22 protein-coding genes, 1 pseudogene and 1 riboswitch are annotated in these 23,429 nt (G+C 53.3%); of the genes and pseudogenes, 13 read left to right on the top strand and 10 right to left on the bottom strand.

Annotated elements, in window-relative coordinates; translation table 11 throughout:
* Positions 1 to 91: 91 nt before the first annotated feature.
* The 7 genes from def to SB13_RS01550 form a co-directional block, all read right to left on the bottom strand.
* Positions 92 to 616 (bottom strand): peptide deformylase, encoded by a 525-nt coding sequence (gene def, locus SB13_RS01580; RefSeq protein WP_026738675.1) that lies wholly within the window; start codon positions 614 to 616, stop codon positions 92 to 94.
* Complete coding sequence (locus SB13_RS01575) at positions 603 to 1,850, bottom strand: DUF2075 domain-containing protein (RefSeq protein ID WP_036150011.1); 1,248 nt, start codon at positions 1,848 to 1,850, stop codon at positions 603 to 605. The genes def and SB13_RS01575 overlap by 14 nt, the downstream gene beginning before the upstream one ends.
* Positions 1,851 to 2,056: 206 nt before the next feature.
* Entirely contained in the window at positions 2,057 to 3,043 is a 987-nt protein-coding gene (locus SB13_RS01570) for a nickel/cobalt transporter (protein ID WP_026738674.1), read from the bottom strand.
* A 204-nt stretch (positions 3,044 to 3,247) separates the two neighbouring features.
* Positions 3,248 to 3,595 carry an MliC family protein gene (locus SB13_RS01565; RefSeq protein WP_081821809.1) on the bottom strand — a complete coding sequence of 116 codons (348 nt, stop codon included), beginning with the start codon at positions 3,593 to 3,595 and terminating at the stop codon, positions 3,248 to 3,250.
* A 135-nt stretch (positions 3,596 to 3,730) separates the two neighbouring features.
* Entirely contained in the window at positions 3,731 to 5,533 is a 1,803-nt protein-coding gene (gene edd / locus SB13_RS01560) for a phosphogluconate dehydratase (protein WP_026738673.1), read from the bottom strand.
* Positions 5,534 to 5,545: 12 nt separating this feature from the next.
* Entirely contained in the window at positions 5,546 to 6,067 is a 522-nt protein-coding gene (locus tag SB13_RS01555) for a gluconokinase (RefSeq protein ID WP_026738672.1), read from the bottom strand.
* A gap of 214 nt (positions 6,068 to 6,281) precedes the next feature.
* Entirely contained in the window at positions 6,282 to 6,782 is a 501-nt protein-coding gene (locus SB13_RS01550; protein WP_026738671.1) for a TIGR00645 family protein, read from the bottom strand.
* Between the two features lie 685 nt (positions 6,783 to 7,467).
* Between SB13_RS01550 and SB13_RS01545 the strand changes: the two genes are divergently transcribed.
* From SB13_RS01545 to ydfZ, 5 genes are all read left to right on the top strand, one after another.
* Positions 7,468 to 8,082 (top strand): helix-turn-helix domain-containing protein, encoded by a 615-nt coding sequence (locus SB13_RS01545; protein WP_026738670.1) that lies wholly within the window; start codon positions 7,468 to 7,470, stop codon positions 8,080 to 8,082.
* Complete coding sequence (locus SB13_RS01540; RefSeq protein ID WP_026738669.1) at positions 8,083 to 8,952, top strand: queuosine precursor transporter; 870 nt, start codon at positions 8,083 to 8,085, stop codon at positions 8,950 to 8,952.
* 4 nt (positions 8,953 to 8,956) lie between these two features.
* Entirely contained in the window at positions 8,957 to 9,799 is an 843-nt protein-coding gene (queF, locus tag SB13_RS01535) for an NADPH-dependent 7-cyano-7-deazaguanine reductase QueF (protein ID WP_026738668.1), read from the top strand.
* Positions 9,800 to 9,976: 177 nt separating this feature from the next.
* Entirely contained in the window at positions 9,977 to 11,176 is a 1,200-nt protein-coding gene (locus SB13_RS01530; protein WP_026738667.1) for a multidrug efflux MFS transporter, read from the top strand.
* A gap of 178 nt (positions 11,177 to 11,354) precedes the next feature.
* Positions 11,355 to 11,561: a putative selenium delivery protein YdfZ gene (gene ydfZ, locus SB13_RS01525; RefSeq protein ID WP_026738666.1), complete on the top strand. Its 207-nt coding sequence runs from the start codon at positions 11,355 to 11,357 to the stop codon at positions 11,559 to 11,561.
* A 72-nt stretch (positions 11,562 to 11,633) separates the two neighbouring features.
* Here the strand turns inward: ydfZ and alkB are convergent, their stop codons facing one another.
* Positions 11,634 to 12,290 carry a DNA oxidative demethylase AlkB gene (gene alkB, locus SB13_RS01520; protein WP_026738665.1) on the bottom strand — a complete coding sequence of 219 codons (657 nt, stop codon included), beginning with the start codon at positions 12,288 to 12,290 and terminating at the stop codon, positions 11,634 to 11,636.
* Positions 12,291 to 12,826: 536 nt separating this feature from the next.
* On the opposite strand from alkB, the gene fumA reads away from it, so the two are divergent.
* Together fumA and tehB are read left to right on the top strand one after the other, a co-directional pair.
* Complete coding sequence (gene fumA / locus SB13_RS01515; RefSeq protein ID WP_026738664.1) at positions 12,827 to 14,470, top strand: class I fumarate hydratase FumA; 1,644 nt, start codon at positions 12,827 to 12,829, stop codon at positions 14,468 to 14,470.
* 249 nt (positions 14,471 to 14,719) lie between these two features.
* Positions 14,720 to 15,583, top strand: a pseudogene (gene tehB, locus SB13_RS01510) (SAM-dependent methyltransferase TehB).
* A 49-nt stretch (positions 15,584 to 15,632) separates the two neighbouring features.
* Here the strand turns inward: tehB and ribB are convergent.
* Complete coding sequence (gene ribB, locus SB13_RS01505; RefSeq protein WP_026738663.1) at positions 15,633 to 16,286, bottom strand: 3,4-dihydroxy-2-butanone-4-phosphate synthase; 654 nt, start codon at positions 16,284 to 16,286, stop codon at positions 15,633 to 15,635.
* 128 nt (positions 16,287 to 16,414) lie between these two features.
* Positions 16,415 to 16,581, bottom strand: a riboswitch (FMN riboswitch).
* Positions 16,582 to 16,743: 162 nt separating this feature from the next.
* Here ribB and ubiK point away from each other — a divergent pair.
* Positions 16,744 to 17,037, top strand: coding sequence for a ubiquinone biosynthesis accessory factor UbiK (ubiK, locus tag SB13_RS01500; RefSeq protein WP_026738662.1), 294 nt, complete (start codon positions 16,744 to 16,746; stop codon positions 17,035 to 17,037).
* A gap of 165 nt (positions 17,038 to 17,202) precedes the next feature.
* Here ubiK and zipA read toward each other — a convergent pair whose 3' ends face one another.
* Positions 17,203 to 18,105: a cell division protein ZipA gene (gene zipA, locus SB13_RS01495; protein ID WP_152545786.1), complete on the bottom strand. Its 903-nt coding sequence runs from the start codon at positions 18,103 to 18,105 to the stop codon at positions 17,203 to 17,205.
* Positions 18,106 to 18,328: 223 nt separating this feature from the next.
* Here zipA and cysZ point away from each other — a divergent pair, with 223 nt between their 5' ends.
* From cysZ to crr, 5 genes are all read left to right on the top strand, one after another.
* Entirely contained in the window at positions 18,329 to 19,099 is a 771-nt protein-coding gene (gene cysZ, locus SB13_RS01490; RefSeq protein WP_026738660.1) for a sulfate transporter CysZ, read from the top strand.
* A gap of 146 nt (positions 19,100 to 19,245) precedes the next feature.
* The gene (gene cysK, locus SB13_RS01485; RefSeq protein ID WP_026738659.1) at positions 19,246 to 20,214 is read left to right on the top strand and encodes a cysteine synthase A; all 969 of its coding nucleotides are present in this window, start codon (positions 19,246 to 19,248) and stop codon (positions 20,212 to 20,214) included.
* A 425-nt stretch (positions 20,215 to 20,639) separates the two neighbouring features.
* Positions 20,640 to 20,897 carry a phosphocarrier protein Hpr gene (ptsH, locus tag SB13_RS01480; RefSeq protein ID WP_026738658.1) on the top strand — a complete coding sequence of 86 codons (258 nt, stop codon included), beginning with the start codon at positions 20,640 to 20,642 and terminating at the stop codon, positions 20,895 to 20,897.
* Between the two features lie 48 nt (positions 20,898 to 20,945).
* Positions 20,946 to 22,673: a phosphoenolpyruvate-protein phosphotransferase PtsI gene (gene ptsI, locus SB13_RS01475; RefSeq protein ID WP_026738657.1), complete on the top strand. Its 1,728-nt coding sequence runs from the start codon at positions 20,946 to 20,948 to the stop codon at positions 22,671 to 22,673.
* A gap of 40 nt (positions 22,674 to 22,713) precedes the next feature.
* Positions 22,714 to 23,223 carry a PTS glucose transporter subunit IIA gene (crr, locus tag SB13_RS01470; protein ID WP_026738656.1) on the top strand — a complete coding sequence of 170 codons (510 nt, stop codon included), beginning with the start codon at positions 22,714 to 22,716 and terminating at the stop codon, positions 23,221 to 23,223.
* Positions 23,224 to 23,429: the final 206 nt, after the last annotated feature.

Below are 23,429 nucleotides of genomic sequence, written 5' to 3'. Positions count from 1 at the left end.
CCCGCGCTCCCTCGGGCGTGTTCTGCGCCCGGGGGATATTCATCCCGGCGGTCGCTGATACGGCAACACGGGAATAGACTCGGCAACCTCGCTATTCGCCGCGCGGCGCGAGCTTGCGACGCAGCTTCGCCAGTTGGGTTCGAATGCGGTTACGTTTCAGATCGGACAGGTTATCGATCAACGACAATCCGTCGAGATGATCGATTTCATGCTGGAGACACACGGCCAGCGCTCCCCCCGCTTCCAACGACTGTGGATTGCCGTCCCGATCGGTATACGCCACGCGCACGCGCTTGGCCCGCTCCGCAGGCAACGGATGCTGCGGGATAGAGGAACACAGTTCGAGATGCGAGGTCGTTTCCTGTGAGCGTTCCACCACCTCCGGGTTAATCAACGCCAAACGCTGACGCGTCCCCTGTTCGTCGTCCATGTCAATCACCACGATGCGCTGCGGGATCCCCAACTGGATCGCCGCCAGACCCGAATCGTTCATACTCTCGACCAGGGCGAACATCCGTTCCACCAGCGCGTTGACGGAGTCATCAATGACCTCGACGTGCCGGGACACCATTTTCATGCGCGGATCGTCAATCCACACCAATTCATTTGCAGACATCGTTCTCTCCGTGGTTTGCCGCCTCATCCTGTAAGTGAAGCAGCTGGCGACGCAGTCCTGCGTCGTGAGCGTAAATATAGAGTCCATCAATCGCGCGGGTCATCAGCACGTTGATGGCATTGAGCATGATACGGACTTTCACCGCTTCGGCGTCGTCAAGACGTCCGGTCCCTTGAAACGCCGCGCCGTCCTCATAACGGGCCGGGTCGATGAGGATTTGACTGCGCTCGGCGTCCCACGATACCGACGGCCCCAGAATCAGCCCGACGTAGTTGAGGTCAAAACCCTGCACCGTGTATACCGAGCCCACTTCGTCGATAGTGTCTTCCCGCTCCGCCCAAGGCAGGCGCTCGTTCGGCTTCGAGCGATCCCAGCGTAGCCGGAAGGCGCCCTCTTCAATAAAGTGATCCTGTCCGTCCAGCCGATAGGGGTAATCATAGGTCGACAGCATCCGCGACAATCCGCTGTCGGCGTTGCGCCGCCGGATCGCCGTATACATGGCCTGCGCATCGTCGAAGATCTTCAGCTCAAACATCGGCTCGCCGGGCGCCGCTACCGGCAAGGGCGACAGTTGTCGCCGACAGAAGTGGTTAATCCAGCGCTGCATCGACGTCGCGGCCTTCATTCGGAACTGGTGCTGCAGCAGGCAGACCTCATGCGGCCCGCGGGCAATTAACCGCTCAAGATCGCCTTCTCGCCACAGGCTTTTGGATTTCAGCACCTGCTGCTCATCGAAAATCAGCACCACGCAGCGGGCGAGGCGCAAAATCTCTTCCAGATGATTGTCCTGAAAAAAGTGGTTGTAGCGATCGCTGCGCGTCAGCAGCAAGTGGGCCTCGTCCACCAGCACGATATCCGCCTTGGCTTCACGTTTGCGCATGCGGTTAATGAACGTCGTCGGGCGCTCATAGTCTTTTTTACGGAGTGCGGCCTGCGTGTCCGACGCATTTTTATAGGCTTTGAGCATTTCGGGATGGTTGACGAGCAAGACGTTTTCGCTGCCGTACAGCGGATGATCCGGCCGCTGACGCGCGTCACGCTGCAAATCGGCGAACAGCGCATGCAGGAACACGCTTTTGCCGGTGCCCGCCGCCCCCTGAATAACGAAACACGCCTGAGCGGCGTGACGATGCTGGCACAGAAAGGCTTCCACTCGCTGTTTGAGCGCCAACTGCTCATCCGACAGCGTTTTTTCTGGCGAGAGCTTAAAACTCGCCTGGTTCATCTGAGACATGGCATTGGATTATCTGAGAGTGAGTCGGCTCTTCCACCACGCGAAAAGCGGCAGAGGAGCGCCCGTCGCCGACGTTGCTTCGCTTCCTAAAGAAACAAAGTTCTGCCGCCGTTGACGCCTAATGAAAACATGCGGCCTCTGGGGTGACAACCTTGGATACGTCCCCCGCCCCGTTCTCATTCCTGGCCTTTCATCGGCGTTTGCGCTCAACAGCCGTTGTTGAGCGCATCGCCCAGCGCGTTCGCTGGCAAGGTGGAGGAGAACAGCAGAAGGGCGAACAGGAACAGGAGCAGTCCCGAAGCCGCCAACAGCCAAGGACGCAGCGAGGCGAACACAGGGTGGCGCGCACGCTGGAACAAAGACGATGCCCGGTCGCGCGAATGGATCACCCACGTTGCCAGCGCGCAGATCGCCAACGCCGTTCCCAGCGCCATCGCCATGACGGCGGCAACGCCCCAGTTAAAGCAGCCGACCGCGTTGGCGAACGCAAGAATCATTATCGCGCCGGTGCATGGCCGAATGCCGATAGCGGCAATCATCGCCAGCGCGGACGACAGATCGCGTGGCACGGCCGCCGGGTTTACGGCATGGTGTCCGCAGCAGGCCGCGGGCTCGACAGCCAGTTTCGCACGAGGCTGCGCCAGTACCCCCGACGCACCGGCGACCACCGGCGTACAACGGCGGATGGCCGGGCGAGTTCGGCCCGCGCGTACGGCTCTGACCATCAACACGACGGCGAACGCCCCGATGTAGAGCGCGCTGATTTTTTCCATATACCAGCGGCTTAGGCTCAAATCGCCCATCGAGACGTTCAGAAACACCACCAGCAGATAGACCAACAGAATTGCCGCAAGGCCCTGCGTCATCGCACCCAGAAAGGCGAGAATTCTGGCGGAAGAGGCCGTCTCATGGGAGACGCTGAGGTAGGTCGTGATGATGAATTTGCCGTGTCCGGGGCCGATGGCGTGCAATACGCCGTAGATGAAGCTGGCGACCAGCAGCCATACCCCATAGCCCAGATGCGGGTCTCCACGTTGAAGCTGAAGCAGGTATCCCACCAGATAGCGGTGGAGGTCGATCTGTATTGCCAACATCACGGAGAGAAAATCGGGCCAATAGCGCACGACAGCCCCAATCAAGGCGATAAAAAGAAGTGCGGCAATACCGCATATAACCCGTTGTTTTCCTGACATCCTTATCAGCCTTCGCCTGCATGTGTTCAGACGGGATGATAAGCCGATCGCCGCGAGAAATCACGCCGCAGTCAACCAAACGGCCGTGACTCCCGTCCGATAAGCGCGCTGTGACGTGATAGTCGGGAAAGCCGAGATGAGAAGCAGCAAAGCGTGGCGGGATAGCGCCCCGGCGAGGAGAGCGGTTCATCGCCGGGGGAGGTTTTACTGATGGCACTCAATAGTTTTATTTTCGATGACCTGCTTCAACGTACCGTTATCGCCCTTGGTCCACCATTCGTAGACGTTGCCGACATAGCGGGAACCACTGGCCGCAGGCACGTCAACCATCAAAATTTTGCCTTTATCCGGAATATTGACCAGCGCGGCATAGTTGGGCTCATTGTTGTAGTACATCACCCCGAGCTTTGAACCATCGTCACAGACGTACAACTGTTTCGATACTTCCATCTTTTCATTGCCGGGCACCATGAACTCAGCGGGATCGTTGGAATGGCAGGCGGTTAACGCCATGCCGCCGAATAGAGCAAAAATCATTGATTTTTTCATCATAAATTCCTTAGGAAGCCTGCAAAAAATATAGCCATTCCCAGAAAATACGCACAAAAAAGGCCGGATGACGAAAGGACCTGACGGCCCCACGTCACCCGACCGGGCTACCGCACACCGCCGTGCGCGGCGAAGGCGTTAGAAGCTAAAGATGGACGCGCCCTGTTCGGCGCTGGATACCATCTGGCGGAACGCCGAGAACAGCTCACGACCGGACCCCAGATGCTCAGGCGCCAGCTCCGGATGTGTTTCCGGACGCGCGGAAAGATCGGTCTGAACGTCGATACGACCGGCCTGCGCATCCACACGAATGACGTCGCCGTCGTTGATCCGACACAGCGGACCGCCGCGTTGTGCTTCCGGCGAAAGGTGGATCACCGCAGGCACTTTGCCGGATGCGCCGGACAGACGTCCGTCCGTCACCAGCGCGACCCGCAGTCCGGACTTCATGAGGTTGCCCATTATCGGCATCAACTTATGCAGCTCCGGCATGCCGTTGGCGGCGGGGCCGTTATGCCGCACCACAATTACGGCGTCTTGCGTAAACTCGCCGGCATGGTAAGCCTTCTCCACGTCGTGCTGAGATTCAAAGACGCGTGCCGGGGCTTCGATGAAGCGGTATTCCGGCGCGACGGCGCTGACTTTGATGACGCCGCGCCCCAGGTTGCCATCCAGCACTTTCAGGCCGCCCTGTTCGCTGAACTGGGTGCCGGGCAAAGAGATGACATTCGGATTGGAGGAGTCGGCCGCAGGCTCGAAAACCAACTTGCCATTCTGCAGACGCGGCGTGGATAGATAGTCTTCCATACTGCCGTAGACCGGCGTGGCGTCCATGTTCAGCAGACCGCGATCCGCCAGCGCTTTCATCAGCGTCGGCACACCGCCCGCCTGCTGGAATTCATTGATGTCGGCCGGACCATTCGGATACATTTTCGCCAACAGCGGCACGACCTGAGACAGCTCTTCGATGTCGTCCCAGGTCAGGACATATCCTGCCGCCGCCGCGACCGCCACCAGATGGATAGAGTGGTTGGTACTTCCGCCGGAGGCCAGCAAGGCGACCAGACCGTTAACAATGGATTTTTCATCCACCACGCGCGACAGCGGTCGATATTGAGTGCCGTTGTCGGCCTGAGTGACGATATGCGCGGTGATTTTTTCGGTCAGGGCCGACCGCAGTGGATCGTTCGGCGCGACGAAAGAAGAACCGGGCAGCATCAGCCCCATCGCTTCAAAGACCAGCTGGTTGGTGTTGGCCGTGCCGTAGAACGTGCAGGTGCCCGGCGAGTGATACGCGTTGCACTCCATGTCCTGCAACGCCGCCTTGCCCACCTCACCCGCCGCATACTGCTGGCGCACTTTCACTTTCTCATCGTTGCTGATGCCGGCCGACATCGGGCCGGACGGCACGAAAGCGGAAGGCAGGTGGCCGAACGACAGCGCGCCAATCAGCTGTCCGGGCGCGATTTTGTCGCAGATGCCCAGCAGCAGCGTCGCATCAAAGGTGTTGTGGCTTAGCGAAACCGCTGTCGCCTGAGCGATCAGGTCGCGCGAGAACAGCGACAGATCCATCCCGTCCTGCCCCTGAGTCACGCCATCGCACATCGCCGGGACACCGCCGGCAATCTGCGCACTATGGCCCAGTTCGGCCAGCGTTTTTTTCATCGTGTCGGGATAGGTGCCGTAAGGCTGATGGGCGCTCAACATGTCGTTATAAGCGGTAATAATGCCAACATTGACGCGGGTAAAATCCAGAATCGTGCCTTTCTGACTGGATGGACAGGCGGCTACCGTATGCGCCAGATTGCCGCAGGACAGGTGGCTGCGGGTTTTGCCTTGCGCCGCCTGGGCTTCCGTTTTAGCCAGATAGCGGCTGCGAGAGGCTTCACTGCGCTCTAGTATACGACGTGTGACTTGCTCAATGACTTTATTGTTATTCATTCATTCCTCCGTTTAAGCACGGCACGCTCTCCCACGTACCGCCATGACGCAGCGTTTCACCACGTCATCAAAACTGCCATCAATACTGACCGTGACGACATCGGGTTCGTCGTTTCCCGGCACTTCCAATGTGTCGAACTGGCTCTTGAGCAGCGCCGCAGGCATAAAGTGGCCTTCGCGCGCCATCATGCGGGCCAGAACCAGTTCAAAGGAGCCGGAAAGATGGATAAAGGTGACATGCTCGTTGCCCGAGCGAATTTGATCACGGTATTGCTTTTTCAGGGCTGAACAGACAATGACGCCGGTCTCATTTTTTCGTTCAAGGCTGAATGCCGCATCGCGGATGCGCTCCAGCCATGGTGCCCGGTCATCGTCGTTTAGCGGGTCTCCCCCCGCCATTTTCAGGATATTGTTGCGCGGGTGCAAATCGTCACCGTCGATAAACTTGGCGCCGATAGCCCTCGCCAGCGCCTCGCCGACGGATGATTTACCCGTGCTGGACACGCCCATCAGAATAAAACTTTGACCCGCCATACTTCTCTCTCCACCCATGGAATAAAAACGGTTATGTCAATAATCGTAGCACCGTTACCGGTAACATGTTACCGGTAACAATATAGAGTTGTGACAAAACGCTCAAAATGACCTGGAGAGGGACCGCACGCCACAGAGGCGGTTCGCCGGAGCCAACGCGCCTGATTCTGTGGGTAATCGCTAACATGACGGGCAACGAATAGCGCACCAGACGTTAGTGGTCTTTATCTCGACGCGACAGCTGGTCCAGATAGCCCATGACGAAGGCAGACAACACAAAAGTAAGATGGATGATGACGTACCACATCAGCTTGTTGTCGGCGACATTGCGGGCATCCATAAATACACGCAGTAAATGGATGGAAGAGATGGCGACGATGGAAGCCGCCACTTTGTTTTTCAGCGAACCGGAGTCCATCTTGCCCAGCCAGTTCAGCTTCTCTTTACCCTCGTCGATATCGAGAGCCGAGACGAAGTTTTCGTAGCCCGAAAACATCACCATGACCAGTAAACCACCCACCAGTGTCATATCCACCAGCGACAGCAGCGTCAGGACCAGCTCAGATTCCGCCACGGAAAAAATATTGGGCAGAACATGCCAGATCTCCTGAAAAAACTTGATGGTCAGCGCCAGCAGCCCCAGCGATAAACCAAGATAAACCGGCGCCAACAGCCACCGGGCGGCGTACATCGTATTCTCAAGAAAACGTTCCATAGTACTCATCTGTCGCAGGTAGAAAGGATGCATGATAGCGAAAATTCGCGTTTCGGTGTTACTTCCTTGTGAACGAATGTGCGCTTGTTAGGCGCCCCATGGATCATCAAAGAGCGACGTACAGCTGGTATCCACATCGGACTTGGGCTGGACAGAGGCTGACGGGGAAAAGAGGGTGCATGGCGAGAATAAGCGACGTGAGCCGAATAATCATGTTGCCGCGCTGTCCGATGTTAAGACAGCGCGGCAATATAATTGCCACAGCTAATTATTTCGGGTCAATGGATCTTGAATGATACTTTCTTCATTCATTCCTACCTAAGTTCCCTGGTGTTGGAATTAGAATGACTCTGGCTCCAATAAGAAAATCACGGCAATAATTTTTTAATCAATAATGACTGCCATAAGACATAACAACAGCATGCACCGTGTATATCCATCAGAGCTCTTTAAACAGTAACGCAGCAAAAAACCTTTAGTCAACAGATAAGTTGACGTAAAACTAACTTTAGTGTTCACTTTTCGATAGGCCAATAATAATGGCAGGGATAGTGTGTTGGTGAAGATTTTCGTATGATGATTTAACCNCCGAATTCGACAAGAAATTACGCCCCTCTGGATGCGGACAAACGCTGTTTTAGCGTAAGATAAACGGGTAAGAGGTGTTATTGCGTAAAGGATGTCTATGAAAACAACGAATGCTCAACGTAAAACCAACATCATCAAGAATATTGAATATTTGATGCGGACGCGTGGGGAAACGAAAGCGTCATTTTCAAACCGCACCGGTGTGACCCGCACGACTATCTACAAAATCCTCGATGGCCGCGTGAATAACGTACAGCAATCAACCGTGAATCGTATTTCCGATTTTTTCGGCCTGTCGTGTGAAGAAATAGAAGATTACGATCTGGAAAAGATCGAACAGCTTAATAATACCCTTTCCTACGAAGGTAATAAAAATCCAGCCGCGATCCCTATTATTCCTCAGTCTGATTTATTAGCGTCACAAGATAAGAAAATAGGTCAGTTAGCCATTCAATATCCGCTGACCTATTTCTTCGGAGAAGAATCAAATATTCTAGCGATGAGAGTTGAGTCTACTATTAGTAACCAATTTTCACCGAACGATGTCATTATTATTAAACGTCCACCAGCCCTGGTAGTTAACACCCCCTTACTGTGCTATTCGCAGGCTGAAGGTTTTATTATTCAGCCACCAGAGGGAAACATCTCAATTGAAAGGAAAAGACCCAGCAATATAGTACTGCTGGGCTATATCATAGAGGAAAGACTGTAAATGGAATCCAACAGAAAGTTTAAACTACTGGGATTTAACCATAGCGGCGAATTGTCAGCCAACATCATGGTGCTGGCGACAGGCAAAACTATCAGCATGGATTTAAAAGAACTCGTGGATAACGAAATCTCTGATGATTTCAGCCGCCACGAGCTTAATGCCCTATACAAAAAGCTCTACAACAGCAGAGACATCACAACCGTCTACGACATCAGCGACCGCAACGATCGTTCCTGGCACGCCTATCTGCTCATCAGTATCGCGCTGAGCGTTATTTACATTTTCTCGACCATTGCCGGGGTGAAACCGGTCTTCGTGCCCGCGCTAAACATGGTGGTGCCGCCCGCCGTTTTCGTCTATCCCATTACGTTTATTTTGGTGGATATCCTCAATGAATTTTACGGACTGAAGTTGGCGAGGCGAACGATCCTTATCACCTTTTTCGCCAACCTCGCGTTCGTCCTTGGCCTGTGGGTGACGAGCCTGATCCCAGGATTGCCGCAGTGGGAGTACGACCATACTTATAACGGTATCGTGCACAGCATCATGGCGGTGCTGGTGGCGTCTTCGCTTGCCTATCTGGTTTCTGAAAACGTAAACGCCTACGTTCTCTATAAAATCAAAATCATGACGAAGTCGCGCTATCTGTTCATTCGCGTCATCACCAGTACGATTACCGCATCGGCCGTAGACAGCGTTATTTTCTGTACCGTGGCGTTCTATAATGTGCTGAGTTTTGACGTCATCAAAACCATGATTCTGTCTCAATTCATGATTAAAGTCGTTTATGCAGTGCTGGGCGTCGGCCCGATTTACGGCACGCGGAAACTGTTCAGAAGCTATATCAACGCCGCTCCGGCAAGGAAATGATCTTATGCATATCACGGAAAAAGATAAAATCACTCATCTTGGCGTTCGCTCCAGCTACCCCGACCAATACGATCCGGAACTGCTGGAAGCGCTGCCTCGCGCCAATGGGCGCGAGCTGGTCGGCCTGACCGACGCCGAGCTCCCTTTCACGGGCTATGACCTGTGGACGGCCTTTGAGCTGTCGTGGCTCAACAAGAAAGGCAAGCCAATGGTGGGGATTGCCGAATTTCAGGTTCCGGCCTCTTCTGTCAACCTGATCGAATCCAAGTCATTCAAGCTTTATCTCAACAGCTTCAACCAGACTCGTATGCGCGATATTGAAACCCTGTTGTCCACGCTGGTGACCGACCTCTCGGCCGCTGCGCAAGGCCAGGTTAAAGTCAATATTTATCCCGGACTGACCGGCTATCCGGCACACATCGACGACCTGCCTGGCACCGTTATCGACGACCTGGATATCGAAGTAAACGACTACTCCTTCAACCCGGAGTATCTGAAATACGCCGTTTCCGAAAACGCGCCGATGGTCAGCGAGACGCTGAGCTCCAACCTGCTCAAATCCAACTGTCTGGTGACCTACCAGCCGGACTGGGGTAGCGTGGTGATTAAATATGAAGGCAGAAAAATCGACCCGGAATGCCTGTTGCGCTATCTGATTTCGTTCCGCCAGCACAATGAGTTCCATGAGCAGTGCGTCGAGCGTATCTTCAACGACATTCAGCGCTACTGCCAACCGCAAAAGCTGACGGTTTTCGCGCGCTATACGCGACGCGGCGGTCTGGATATCAATCCTTTCCGCAGTAACTTCGAAGACAGCCACGCGGTAGGGCGATTGGTTCGCCAGTAGGGCTCCACGCCGCCTGTTCTATCCGGAAAGGCGGCGTAATCTTCTCCCTTCGACTCCCCTTAGTTCCTCTTTTTTCTGCCCACTCGTTATCCTTTGATATACAAAAACCATTTCACGATGCAGTTAAAACAGCCATACTCATTGTTCACAGTCTAAGTAACTTCATGTCCTGACCTTATGGAAAAATGGAAACTTAACCTATTCTCCGCTTGGGTAGGGTGCTTTTTTACCGGCATGGCCATGAGCCAGATCCTGCCGTTCCTGCCGCTGTATATCGAGCAGCTCGGCGTGCGCGATCATGCGTCTCTCAATCTATGGTCTGGGCTGATTTTCAGTTCATCCTTCATGATTTCAGCCATCGTCGCCCCCCTTTGGGGCAGTCTGGCCGACCGAAAAGGGCGCAGGCTAATGCTGTTGCGAGCCGCGCTTGGGATGTCGATCGTCATGGGGTTACAAGGGATGGCGACCAGCGTCTGGCATCTGTTCCTACTTCGCGCCTTAATGGGACTGACTTCCGGCTATATCCCCAACGCTATGGCGCTCATCGCCTCTCAGGTGCCCCGCGCCCGGAGCGGTTGGGCGCTGGGTACGCTCTCCACCGGGCAGGTATCCGGCGTGCTGATAGGGCCCATGCTGGGGGGATTCATGGCGGACCACCTAGGGCTGCGAACGGTATTTTTCGTGACGTCCGGCCTACTATTTATCTCTTTCCTGATTACGCTGTTCGCGATTAAAGAGAATTTCGTCAAAGTCAGCAAAGCCGACCGGCTGTCCGGTAAGGCCGTCTTCGCGTCGCTGCCCTATCCCATGCTGATCGTCAGCCTCTGCATCACCACCATGATGATACAGATGGCCAATGGCTCGATAGGCCCGATACTGACGCTGTTCATCCGCGAGCTGTCTCCCGACATCGAGAACATCGCCTTTATCAGCGGGGTCATTGCCGCGGTTCCCGGCGTGTCGGCGTTGATGTCCGCCCCCCGGCTGGGCAAACTCGGCGACCGCATTGGTTCGCAGCGAATTCTCATCGTCGCGCTACTGTTCAGCGCATTGCTGTTTTTCCTGATGTCGACCATTCAAAGCGCGNCCCAATTGGGGATCCTGCGTTTTATCTTGGGCTTTGCCGACGGCGCATTGTTGCCCGCCGTTCAGGCCCTTCTGGTGAAATACAGCAGTCAGCAGGTGACCGGGCGCATCTTCGGGTATAACCAGTCCTGCATGTATCTGGGGAATGTCGTCGGTCCCCTGCTCGGCTCCGGTATTTCTGCCACGTTGGGATACCGCTGGGTCTTTTTGGTGACATCGCTGCTCATCATCATCAACGCGGTTCAATTGATCTTCAGCTTTAAGCGCCTGCCCAAAAACGCGACGTCTTGACGGCCAACGGAACGAACGTGCATCTGTGCGTTTCGTTCTGTTGTTTTTAGCGCCCCCTGTCACAAGCCCCTTGATTTATAGAGTCATTAATTATAACCATACTAATACCATGGTTTATTGCATTGCTGAGCAGTAGGATCGGTCGGGTGGTATGTCGTCAAAGCTTTGGAGGCAAAAAATGTACACAGCGTATGACCGATACAGAAACCCGCTCAGCATCGGTTGCCGAGTCATGCAGGATGGCTCCCGCACCGTAGGTACCGTCACCGCTATTCATGCGGAAAAACTAAAACGTGAAGAAGTGCGTAAGGCCAAATGCGTCGAGCTGAAAGGCCTGAATGGCTTCTTTGCACCGGAAGAACTGATGCGCCTGGGGCGTGCCTGATCTCTCCGCATCGGGCGCATCCGACGCCCGATGCCTGTATCCGCTGACCCGCGCCATGCGCTCTTCTATGCTTTAGCGAACCTTGCGAAACGTCATGTTGAACCGATATTCTCCCGGCATACCGCTTGGTAAAGGTCCCGGCTTCAGCGGCTGAATCCCATGGTAAAACAACCGAGATTCCCCGCCCCAAACTACCGCATCGCCATGTGAAAGCAGTACGCGCTGACATGGATCGCTGCGTTCCCTCCCCCCAAAGAGAAAAATGGCATTTAACCCCAGTGAAAACGAAACGATAGGCTGCTCAAGATCGCGTTCATCCTTATCCTGATGAAGTGACAGACGCGCTCCCAACGAATAGCGATTGATCAGGCAGGCATCGGGCCGAAATCCCGGAAAGCCGGCCTCTCCCGCCGCGGCCGTCGCCAACTGATGGAAGAGAGGCGGCATCTCGGGCCAGGGGCGGCCGGAAAGCGGATCGTACGCGTCGTAACGATAACCTCGCTCATCACTCACCCACCCCAATGGCCCGCAGTTGCTCATGGCCACGGACATGCCATATCCGCCCGGTGTTGTCAGGTGCCGAAAAGGCGCTGAATCACTCACCCGCTTGATGTCGTTTAATAACGTATCAGCCTCGTCCCAGACATAGCCGCGCATCACTACGGCTCCCGGCGCGAGAATCTCCGTACGGCGCTCGGGTTGCTCATCGGCAAACAGATCGAAGTTCATAGGTGTTNCTCTCTGAGTGAAGGGGGCGTTGCTCTGCCCGATCTTCCGAGTACAAACAGAGACACGTTTGAAATCAAGCGTAGACGCTGACGCAAAAGGCGTGTTTCAAAAACCGGGAGAGGCCCATTATGCGGATTTTATGGAATACAAATGAGGGACATGGGTGGAAGAGTAATAATGAAAATGCATAACCAGCGTGCGCAGAGATATTTTTTGACGCTCGTTTTATCTCTCTTAATTTATTTAAATTAAGAAAATTAATTAACTTAAATATTATTCAATAACGCGCATCAGACTGAATTCTCACCGTATGAAACAAGCCTATCGCTATTTTCCATGAAAACATGACGGAGATTAATAATAATGTGCCCCTCATACGTAGCACTCGTGGAAATAAAACCATAACATTGTAGCGTCTATTACTTTTGTCGCAGCACGAAACGCACCGCCCTAATGATAAAGACTGCGCAAAACACGCCGCCAGGGCGATAAAACTGAACGAATTCATAAACTATACGGCCTTAAGTGAGAAACCAATGTCGAATAAAACTTTTCATTACCAAGAGCCTTTTCCCCTCGGTAAAGATAAAACCGAGTATCGCTTGCTCTCCAGAGACTATGTTTCCGTAACGCAGTTCGACGGTCAGGACATGTTGAAAATCGCACCGGAAGGACTGACGCTGCTTGCTCAGCAAGCCTTCCACGATGCTTCGTTCATGCTGCGTCCCGACCACCAGCAGCAGGTCGCCGACATTCTGAGCGATCCGGAAGCGAGTGAAAACGACAAATATGTTGCGCTGCAATTCCTGCGCAACTCAGAGATCGCCGCTAAGGGCATTTTGCCAACCTGTCAGGATACCGGAACCGCCATCATCGTCGGCAAGAAAGGCCAGAACGTCTGGACCGGCGTTAACGATGCGGAAGCGCTGTCGCACGGCGTCTATAACACCTTCATCGAAGACAACCTGCGCTACTCGCAGAACGCACCGTTGGATATGTATAAAGAGGTCAACACCGGGACTAACCTCCCCGCCCAGATTGACCTCTACAGCACGGAAGGCGAAGAGTACAAATTCCTGTTCGTCACCAAAGGTGGCGGTTCTGCCAATAAAACGTATCTGTATCAGGAAACCAAAGCGCTGCTGACCCCAGGAAAACTGAAAAACTTCCTGGTGGAAAAAATGCGCACGCTGGGCACCGCGGCTTGCCCGCCGTACCACATTGCTTTCGTCGTCGGCGGCACCTCGGCGGAAACCACCCTGAAAACCGTCAAGTTGGCCTCAACGCACTACTACGATGAGTTACCGACCGAAGGTAACGAACACGGTCAGGCTTTCCGTGACACGGCGCTGGAGCAGGAACTGTTGGAAGAAGCCCGTAATCTGGGCCTGGGCGCACAATTCGGCGGTAAATATTTCGCGCACGATATTCGTGTCATCCGCCTGCCGCGCCACGGCGCATCATGCCCAGTCGGCATGGGTGTATCGTGCTCCGCCGACCGCAACATCAAAGGCAAAATCAACCGTGACGGCATCTGGCTGGAACAGCTGGAGCAGAATCCCGGCAAATACATTCCGGAACATCTGCGTCAGGCTGGCGAAGGCGAGGCAGTCCGCATCGACCTCAACCGTCCGATGGATGATATCCTCACCGAGCTTTCTCAGTATCCGGTCTCTACTCGTCTGTCCCTGAGCGGCACCATCATCGTGGGACGCGACATTGCCCATGCGAAGCTGAAAGAGCGTATCGACAATGGCGAAGGCCTGCCTCAGTACGTCAAAGACCATCCGATTTACTATGCAGGTCCGGCCAAAACGCCGACGGGGTACGCCTCCGGCTCTTTGGGGCCGACTACTGCGGGTCGTATGGACTCCTACGTTGATCTGCTGCAGTCCCACGGTGGCAGCAAGATCATGCTGGCAAAGGGCAACCGCAGCCAGCAGGTGACCGACGCGTGTAAGAAACACGGCGGTTTCTACCTCGGCAGTATCGGCGGTCCTGCCGCGATCCTGGCGCAGAACAGCATTAAGAGTCTGACCTGTGTCGAATATCCTGAGCTGGGTATGGAAGCGATCTGGAAAATCGAGGTTGAGGACTTCCCGGCATTCATCCTGGTAGATGACAAGGGCAACGATTTCTTCCAGCAGATTCAGGCTAAAGCCTGTAATCGCTGCGGCTGATAGCACGTTATCCTGACGCTCATACAGGTCAGGCACTCCGGGGCGGAAGCGATAGGCTTCCCCCCGATTATTTACCGGTTGCACCTTTCCCCTGCCTCATCCCCCTTCCTCGTTTGTCTGTCACGCTCTCTCATCACACCCTTACCTACCGCTCAATTAATTGATGCATTTAAAAAGCAACTTCATGGTTTCCGACGCATCCAGCCGATACAATGATGAAATTGCTTTCGCTATGCTATTGAGATAATTATGAATACATTGATGTGCTACAAACAGCTGCCGGTATGGGATTGCGAAACACTACTAACGGCTCTCCAAGATGAATACAACGCGCAGGATGGCACCTGGACCAGACTGGCGGTATTACAAGGAGAGTTAACGCTGACGATACTCTCGGAACACGATGAGGCCATCTCGACACACCGTATTTCCCCACAGCTCTCGTCCCCTTATATCGAACCGTAGCAACGCTATCGCGTTGAGGCCTGCTCCGACGACATGCTCTGTCAACTGAGTTTTTACTGTAGACCTGACGATTATTTCCATCAGAAGTATGGCCTGACTCGCACGCACTCAGAGGTGGTTGATGCCCTGCGTAATCTTGATAGCGGCAAGGCATTGGATCTCGGCTGCGGCCGCGGACGTAATACACTTTACCTTCATCAGAAAGGCTGGAATGTCACCGCATGGGATAAAAGTTCTGAAAGTATTCGCGCATTGAACGAGATCATCGCGCAAGAGCATCTCGAGGAAATTCGGGCACGAGAGCATGATATCAATCTCGCCGACATTGATGACGCCTACGACATGATTTTGTCTACCGTTGTATTTATGTTCCTCGATCGTTCCCGCATACCGGCCATTATCCAGAATATGCAGCAACAGACCCGCGCCGGGGGGTACAACCTAATTGTCGCGGCGATGTCGACCGAGGATTATCCCTGCCCGCTGCCCTTTTCATTTACGTTCCAAGAGGACGAGCTGCGCCGCTATTACGAGGCGTGGGAGGTGGTGAAATACAATCAGGATATCGGAGAGTTGCATAAAACGGATGTGGAGGGGAAGCGTATCAAACTGCGTTTCGCCACGCTGTTGGCGCGTAAACCCAGTTAGAATACAGCCGGGGACTCGCCCCGGCATAGAGCACAAATCGGTAGCACGATTAGCTGGCTTTCAGTTCAACCGCCTTGCGGTAAGCCACCAGATCCTCGATCGTCAGGACCGGCATATCGTGCTGCTGCCCAAAGGCGATCACCTCTGGCGCACGCGCCATGGAACCGTCGTCATTCGTCAGTTCGCACAGCACCCCAAACGGCTTCAGACCAGCAAGCGTCATCAGATCGACCGTCGCTTCTGTGTGGCCACCACGGACCAGTACGCCGCCGGGCTGCGCACGCAGAGGGAAAACATGCCCAGGACGATTCAGATCGCTGGCGCGGGCATCATCGGCGGTAGCGGCACGAACGGTAGTCAGCCGATCTGCGGCGGACACGCCGGTCGTCACGCCTTCAGCCGCTTCGATGGTCACCGTAAAGGCCGTTTGATAATGGCTGGAGTTATGCTCGACCATCATCGGCAATTCCAGTTTTTGTCTACGCTCTTCGGTCAGGCACAGACAAACAATCCCACTGCCGTGGCGAATAGTCAGCGCCATCTGCTGGACGGTCATATGTTCGGCGGAAAAAATCATATCGCCTTCGTTTTCACGATTTTCATCGTCCAGCACCATGACGCCACGTCCCTGACGCAGCGCTTCAAGCGCGCGTTCAACACGCTCGGTCGGTGTACCAAATTGAGAAAGCAAAGTCTGATTCATGGTAAAAAACCCCTCACTATTTTCTATGGATTACCAGAATCAGGGCTAACTTGAGGAGTGGCATTGACGGCATAGAAATGCGATCAATGCTAAAAAAATAACGCGGGCAGGCTCAGCCTGACGGATACCGTTACTCTCTCCCATCCGGACTTTAACCGTCGGCCCCGGAATTTCACCGGATCTGCTGACCTCAAACCTAGTAAAACAGTCTGAGCGCTCGCGGGCTTCCAACCTCATACCGTGTATGGACTGGTTTACCGCCGGTGGGGAATTGCGCCCCGCCCTGAGAATAAGCGGGTTTACTATAACGCTAACGATTTGCAGGGGCAACGGGTATAAGGGCTCTCATCATCAATAACCGCTACGCTGGCGCAGTTTAGGTTTATACAATGCCAGGCAGGCATTACACTTAGCTAACAGCAGCACTTTTTCCGTCTAACCCATCAGGAAAATCATCATGATTGACCCTAAAAAGATAGAGCAAATCGCCCGTCAGATGCACGAATCCATGCCCAAAGGGATTCGTGAACTCGGCGAAGATATGGAAAAAAAGATTCGTCAGGTTCTGCAGTCGCAGCTATCCCGTCTGGATCTCGTCAACCGGGAAGAATTTGACGTTCAAACACAGGTTCTACTGCGCACGCGTGAAAAACTGACGCGACTGGAACAACGACTGGACGAGTTGGAAGCCAAGGCAGCCTCAACCACAGACCCCAAAGCTGAGCCGCCGGCAACGCAAGCGCAAGAATAACGGTTCACCACCGTCGCTTAGGGAGAAGCGGGTTGGGCATTCATGTGCTTCAATGCTGAAAACGGGTTGTCATGCAACTTAAGCGAATTNAAGCCTAAAGAAAAAGCCTCCGCTAGCGGAGGCTTTTTACTGTGTATCGCTGGAGAACACGATAATACTGAACGGTTAGTTGAGCACTTCGCGGATACGTGATTTATAGACTTCGACCTTTTGCGGCGTCATCATTCTGCGCTCATCGTCTAGCACCACGCCACCGACATCATCGGCGATGCGCTGCGCGGATTGCAGCATGAGTTTGAAATTCTGGCCAGCGTCACCATAAGACGGCACCATCATGAAGATGGACACGCCCGGCGTCGAAAATTCCGACATATCGTCAGGATTGAAAGAACCCGGTTTCACCATATTGGCCAGGCTGAACAGCACCGGACCGCCGCCAGCTGGATTAACATGGCGATGGAAAATATTCATCTCACCGAACTGGAAACCCGACTGAAGAACGCTTTGCAGCAACAGTTCTCCGCCGATGACGCCACCTTGGTGTGCCGCGACATGAACCACCAATACCGCTTCTTTCGCCGCCGGCGCGTCATTAGCGGGAGCCGCTTCTTCTTGCGCTTCCTGCAGGCTTGCCATTTTGGCTTCACGCTCCGCCACCGTTTCCGAATCGGAATGCGTGTCTGCCGCAAGCTCACGCTCGGCCTCATCGATTCGAGACTGCTCCGCAGAATCCGTTTCACCCAACAGCGGATCATAATTTGCTGAAGATGATGTCGGTTCATGAGACGTCAACGGAGGATCGTCCACGGCGCGCCCTGAAGCGCTCGCTGGCGGACGAGTCGCAGGGGGCGTACTTTTTGGCGGACGCACGGGTTTGACCCGTACTTCTCCAACGCCTTCATCCAGCGCCTCGAACGGCGTTTCTTCCGGATCCTGCTTCAAACGCTTCACAGGACGATCGCGAAAAAGGGACGAACGCTCTTTACGGCTGGTCCACAAGCCGTGCAGCAGCAGTGCTATAATAGCGATCGCGCCAACAACGATTAATATCAGACGCAAGTCCTGCATCATTGCTATCCCAGTTATTCCAATACATTGCCACTATGGCATATACATATATCACTAACTGTATTTGCCCGTGTACACAAGTGCAAGTCTGGCCGACAGTTTATGACAATAAAGATGATAAGTGCGCACTTTTTTGCTGTTTTTTCATGCAAAAGCGGGCTAGCCAGCACAATATCGTCCCGATATGATGCCGCCATCTTCAAGGAACAATGAGAACAAGAGTATGCCTTACGCCCAAGAACGTCAGAACCTACGCAGCGGTTTCCACTATTTCGTGAGAGGCTGGCAGTTGCTCTCGCTGCCGGGAATCCGCCGATTCGTCGTCTTGCCGATGCTGGTCAATATTTTGCTGATGGGCGGCGCCTTCTGGTGGCTGTTCCAGCAACTAAACAGTTGGATTCCTCAACTGATGAGCCATATTCCTAATTGGCTGCAGTGGCTCAGCTATCTGCTCTGGCCTCTAGCGGTCATATCCATCCTGTTGGTCTTTAGCTACTTTTTCAGCACGTTGACCAATTTCATCGCGGCGCCGTTCAATGGCCTGCTGGCTGAGCAGTTAGAAGCACGGTTGACCGGCGTCGCTCTGCCGGACAGCGGTATATGGGGCATCGCTAAAGACACGCCGCGAATCATGCGACGTGAAGTACAGAAACTTGGCTATTATTTACCTCGAGCGCTGGTGCTGTTTTTACTCTATTTCGTACCGGGCATTGGTCAAACGGTCGCTCCAGTCCTCTGGTTTATCTTCAGCGCCTGGATGCTGGCGGTGCAGTATTGCGACTACCCGTTCGATAATCATAAGGTCAGTTTCCCGGTCATGCGCCAGACTTTGCGACAGCATAAAATGAGCAATCTGCAGTTCGGCGCCCTGGTCAATCTGTGCACGATCGTTCCGGTGCTGAACCTGATCATCATGCCCGTCGCCGTATGCGGCGCAACAGCGCTATGGGTAGATCGTTACCAGCATTTATCCAACGTGTTGAAAGCCAAATAAACCTCGCTGACTCGGGCCGGGAAATGATGAAAATATATTTCCTAAAAACATAACGATATAGCGATTGCTTACTTCACTGAAAGTGTTGAAAAGGTATTCTCTCTAGCGTTCACAAAAATTACATACAGCTATTTAAAGGACGGGCTATGAGCAAGATCTACGAAGACAATTCTTTCACAATCGGCCATACGCCGCTGGTTCGGCTGAATCGCATAGGTAATGGACGCATCCTCGCTAAGGTGGAGTCTCGCAACCCAAGTTTTAGCGTTAAATGCCGTATCGGTTCCAACCTGATTTGGGATGCCGAAAAACGCGGCGTTCTGAAGCCCGGCGTAGAACTGGTCGAACCGACCAGCGGCAACACTGGTATCGCTTTGGCCTACGTGGCCGCCGCCCGAGGTTACAAATTAACGCTGACGATGCCTGAAACCATGAGCATCGAACGCCGTAAACTGTTGAAAGCGCTTGGAGCTAACCTGGTACTGACCGAAGGCGCGAAAGGCATGAAAGGCGCTATCGCCAAAGCCGAAGAAATCGTCGCCAGCGATCCTCAGCGTTACCTGCTGCTGCAGCAGTTCAGCAACCCAGCCAATCCGGAAATTCATGAAAAAACCACCGGGCCGGAAATCTGGGAAGATACAGACGGCGAAGTCGATGTATTCATTGCGGGCGTCGGCACAGGCGGTACATTAACGGGCGTCAGTCGCTACATTAAAAATACCCAGGGCAAAGCTATCACGACTGTCGCGGTTGAACCCGTAGACTCTCCTGTCATCACTCAAGCCCTCGCGGGCGAAGAGATCAAGCCCGGTCCCCACAAGATTCAGGGGATTGGCGCAGGCTTCATTCCAGAAAACCTGGATTTGAAACTGGTGGACCGCGTTGAACGTGTCAGTAATGAAGATGCCATCAGCAACGCACGTCGCCTGATGGAAGAAGAAGGCATTCTGGCGGGAATTTCGTCGGGCGCAGCCGTTGCCGCGGCACTTAACCTGCTGAAAGAAGACGCCTTTAAAGACAAAACTATTGTGGTCATTCTGCCCTCTTCCGGCGAGCGCTATTTGAGTACCGCTTTGTTCGCCGATCTGTTCACCGAGCAAGAGCTTCAGCAGTAACAGACAAGCCACGGATAAGTAATCGGCATGTTACAAAAAGCACTCTTCGGGGTGCTTTTTTGTGGGCCACGTCAAAGTTTGCAGGTGTAGTGGATTGCATTTCCAGCCTAGGTTTAGTATTTAACCGGACAATTATTTTGATGCGTGAAATTAATATCTGTCTTCACCCTCTGAAAATTTCATGATTGAGCGCAACGCGAGTCGAGTCTCCAAACGGTATTCTGATTCACCTGTGTGACGATGGTTGAACTCTCAGGGTGGTTTACTGATATTGTATTCAAGGTAACGTTTAGGCGTTCCTTGCCGCATCCCGGCCTGCCCCTGTAACATGCGCAGGGAGTTAACCAAACAGGCTAAAGTTCAGTCGATAAACTAGACTTTAGTTCCACAACATTTATCTAATCCAATAAGTTGGGGAAAACCGAATGTTCCAGCAAGAAGTAACTATTACCGCGCCGAATGGCCTCCACACCCGTCCCGCTGCTCAGTTTGTTAAAGAAGCTAAAGGCTTCGTTTCTGACATCACCGTCAACTCTAACGGTAAAAGCGCCAGCGCTAAGAGCCTGTTCAAATTACAGACCCTCGGCTTGACTCAGGGCACAGTGGTGACGATCTCCGCTGAAGGCGAAGACGAACAAAAAGCCGTTGAACATCTGGTTAAACTGATGGCTGAGCTTGAGTAACAGCAGCCGGTCTCTTTAGTGCACATCAGTATTAAGTAAGGTAGGGTTATGATTTCAGGTATATTAGTATCACCCGGGATTGCTTTTGGTAAGGCGCTGTTACTGAAAGACGATGAGATCGTCATCAACCGGAAAAAAATCACTGCGGAACAGGTCGATCAGGAAGTCGAGCGTTTTCTGGCTGGCCGGGCGAAAGCCTCACAGCAGTTGGAAGCGATCAAAAACAAAGCAGCGGAAACACTGGGGCCCGAGAAAGAAGCTATTTTCGAAGGTCACATCATGCTGCTGGAAGATGAAGAGTTCGAGCAGGAAATCATATCCCTGATTAAAGATGACCACGCATCTGCAGACGCGGCGGCTTCTTCTGTTATTGAAAACCAGGCCAAGGCATTGGAAGAACTGGATGACGAATACCTGAAGGAGCGCGCTGCCGACATGCGTGACATCGGCAAGCGCCTGCTGAAAAACATTCTCGGCATGAATATTGTCGATTTGGGCGATATTCAGGATGAGGTGATTCTGGTTGCCAACGACCTGACCCCGTCTGAAACCGCTCAGTTAAATCTGAAAAAGGTGCTGGGTTTCATCACCGATATCGGCGGCCGTACATCTCACACCTCCATCATGGCGCGTTCTCTGGAACTGCCGGCCATTGTGGGTACCTCAGATGCGACCCAACAGGTTAAAACCGGTGATTTCCTGATTCTGGACGGCGTGAACAACACCATTTACCAGAATCCGAGCCAGGACATCATCGATAAGCTGAAAGAAGTTCAGCAGCAGTTCATCTCAGAAAAACAAGAGCTTGCTAAACTGAAAGATCTGCCAGCGGTCACGCTGGATGGACATCAGGTTGAAGTCTGCTCCAACATCGGTACCGTGCGCGACGTCGCGGGCGCTGAGCGTAACGGCGCGGAAGGCGTGGGTCTGTACCGTACCGAATTCCTGTTTATGGATCGTGATGCGCTGCCGACTGAAGAAGAACAGTTCCAGGCATACAAAGCCGTTGCGGAAGCGATGGGCGCTCAAGCAGTCATCGTTCGTACGATGGACATCGGCGGCGATAAAGATCTGCCGTACATGAACCTGCCGAAAGAAGACAACCCGTTCCTGGGCTGGCGCGCGATCCGTATCTGTCTGGACCGTAAAGAAATTCTGCATTCACAGCTCCGCGCTATCCTGCGTGCTTCCGCCTTCGGCAAACTGCGTATCATGTTCCCGATGATTATTTCCGTCGAGGAAGTGCGTACGCTGAAAGCTGAACTGGAAATGCTGAAAGCGCAGCTGAAAGAAGAAGGTAAAGCCTTTGATGAAACCATCGAGGTCGGCGTCATGGTGGAAACACCGGCAGCAGCCACGATCGCCCATCATCTGGCCAAGGAAGTGGACTTCTTCAGTATTGGGACAAACGACTTAACCCAGTATACTCTGGCTGTAGATCGCGGTAATGAGCTGATTTCTCATCTCTACAATCCGATGTCCCCGGCAGTATTAACCCTGATCAAGCAAGTGATTGACGCCTCTCACGCAGAAGGCAAATGGACAGGGATGTGTGGTGAGCTCGCCGGTGACGAACGTGCTACACTACTGTTATTGGGAATGGGTCTGGATGAATTCAGCATGAGTGCCATCTCAATCCCTCGTATCAAGAAAATCATCCGTAATGCCAATTACGGCGATGCGAAGGCGCTGGCGGAACAGGCATTAGCCCAACCGACGGCGGAAGAGTTAAGCAATCTGGTAAACCGGTTCATTAAAGAAAAGACGCTTTGCTGATCCGCCATGCTGGCCCAATATTAAAGCTTAGGAGAGAATCATGGGTTTGTTCGATAAACTGAAGTCTCTGGTTTCTGATGATAAAAAAGATACCGGCAGCATTGAGATCATCGCCCCGTTGTCTGGCGAGATCGTAAACATTGAAGATGTGCCTGATGTTGTTTTCGCCGAAAAAATCGTCGGTGACGGTATTGCTATCAAACCGAACGGGAACAAACTGGTTGCTCCGGTAGATGGCACCATCGGTAAAATTTTCGAAACCAACCATGCTTTTTCCATTGAATCCGACAGCGGCATCGAGCTGTTCGTTCACTTCGGTATTGATACCGTTGAACTGAAAGGCGAAGGCTTCAAACGCATCGCTGAAGAAGGTCAACGCGTCAAGAAAGGCGACACGATCATCGAATTCGATCTGCCGCTGCTGGAAGAAAAAGCCAAATCTACACTGACGCCCGTTGTGATCTCCAATATGGATGAAATCAAAGAGCTGACCAAACTGAGTGGTTCTGTTGTCGTCGGCGAAACGCCGGTTATTCGCATCAAAAAATAACAACGACTCGGTTTGTACATCAACGGCGCTTAGGCGCCGTTTTTTATTGCCCGTCACCTATCTCCGCCAGCGTCGCACCTCGCTCATCCGTACTCAATCATGCCTCCGCACCAAGCTCCGCCAGCAAACGTGGCTTGTCCGCCTGTACGAGACGTCTGGCGCCCTGCTGGCGCAGTGCATCAAGTTCATAGCAAGGGGAGTGATGA

It is taken from the genome of Lonsdalea quercina subsp. quercina (assembly GCF_000688695.1).
Lineage (GTDB): Bacteria > Pseudomonadota > Gammaproteobacteria > Enterobacterales > Enterobacteriaceae > Lonsdalea > Lonsdalea quercina_D.
This window is presented reverse-complemented; position numbering and strand designations above follow the sequence as displayed.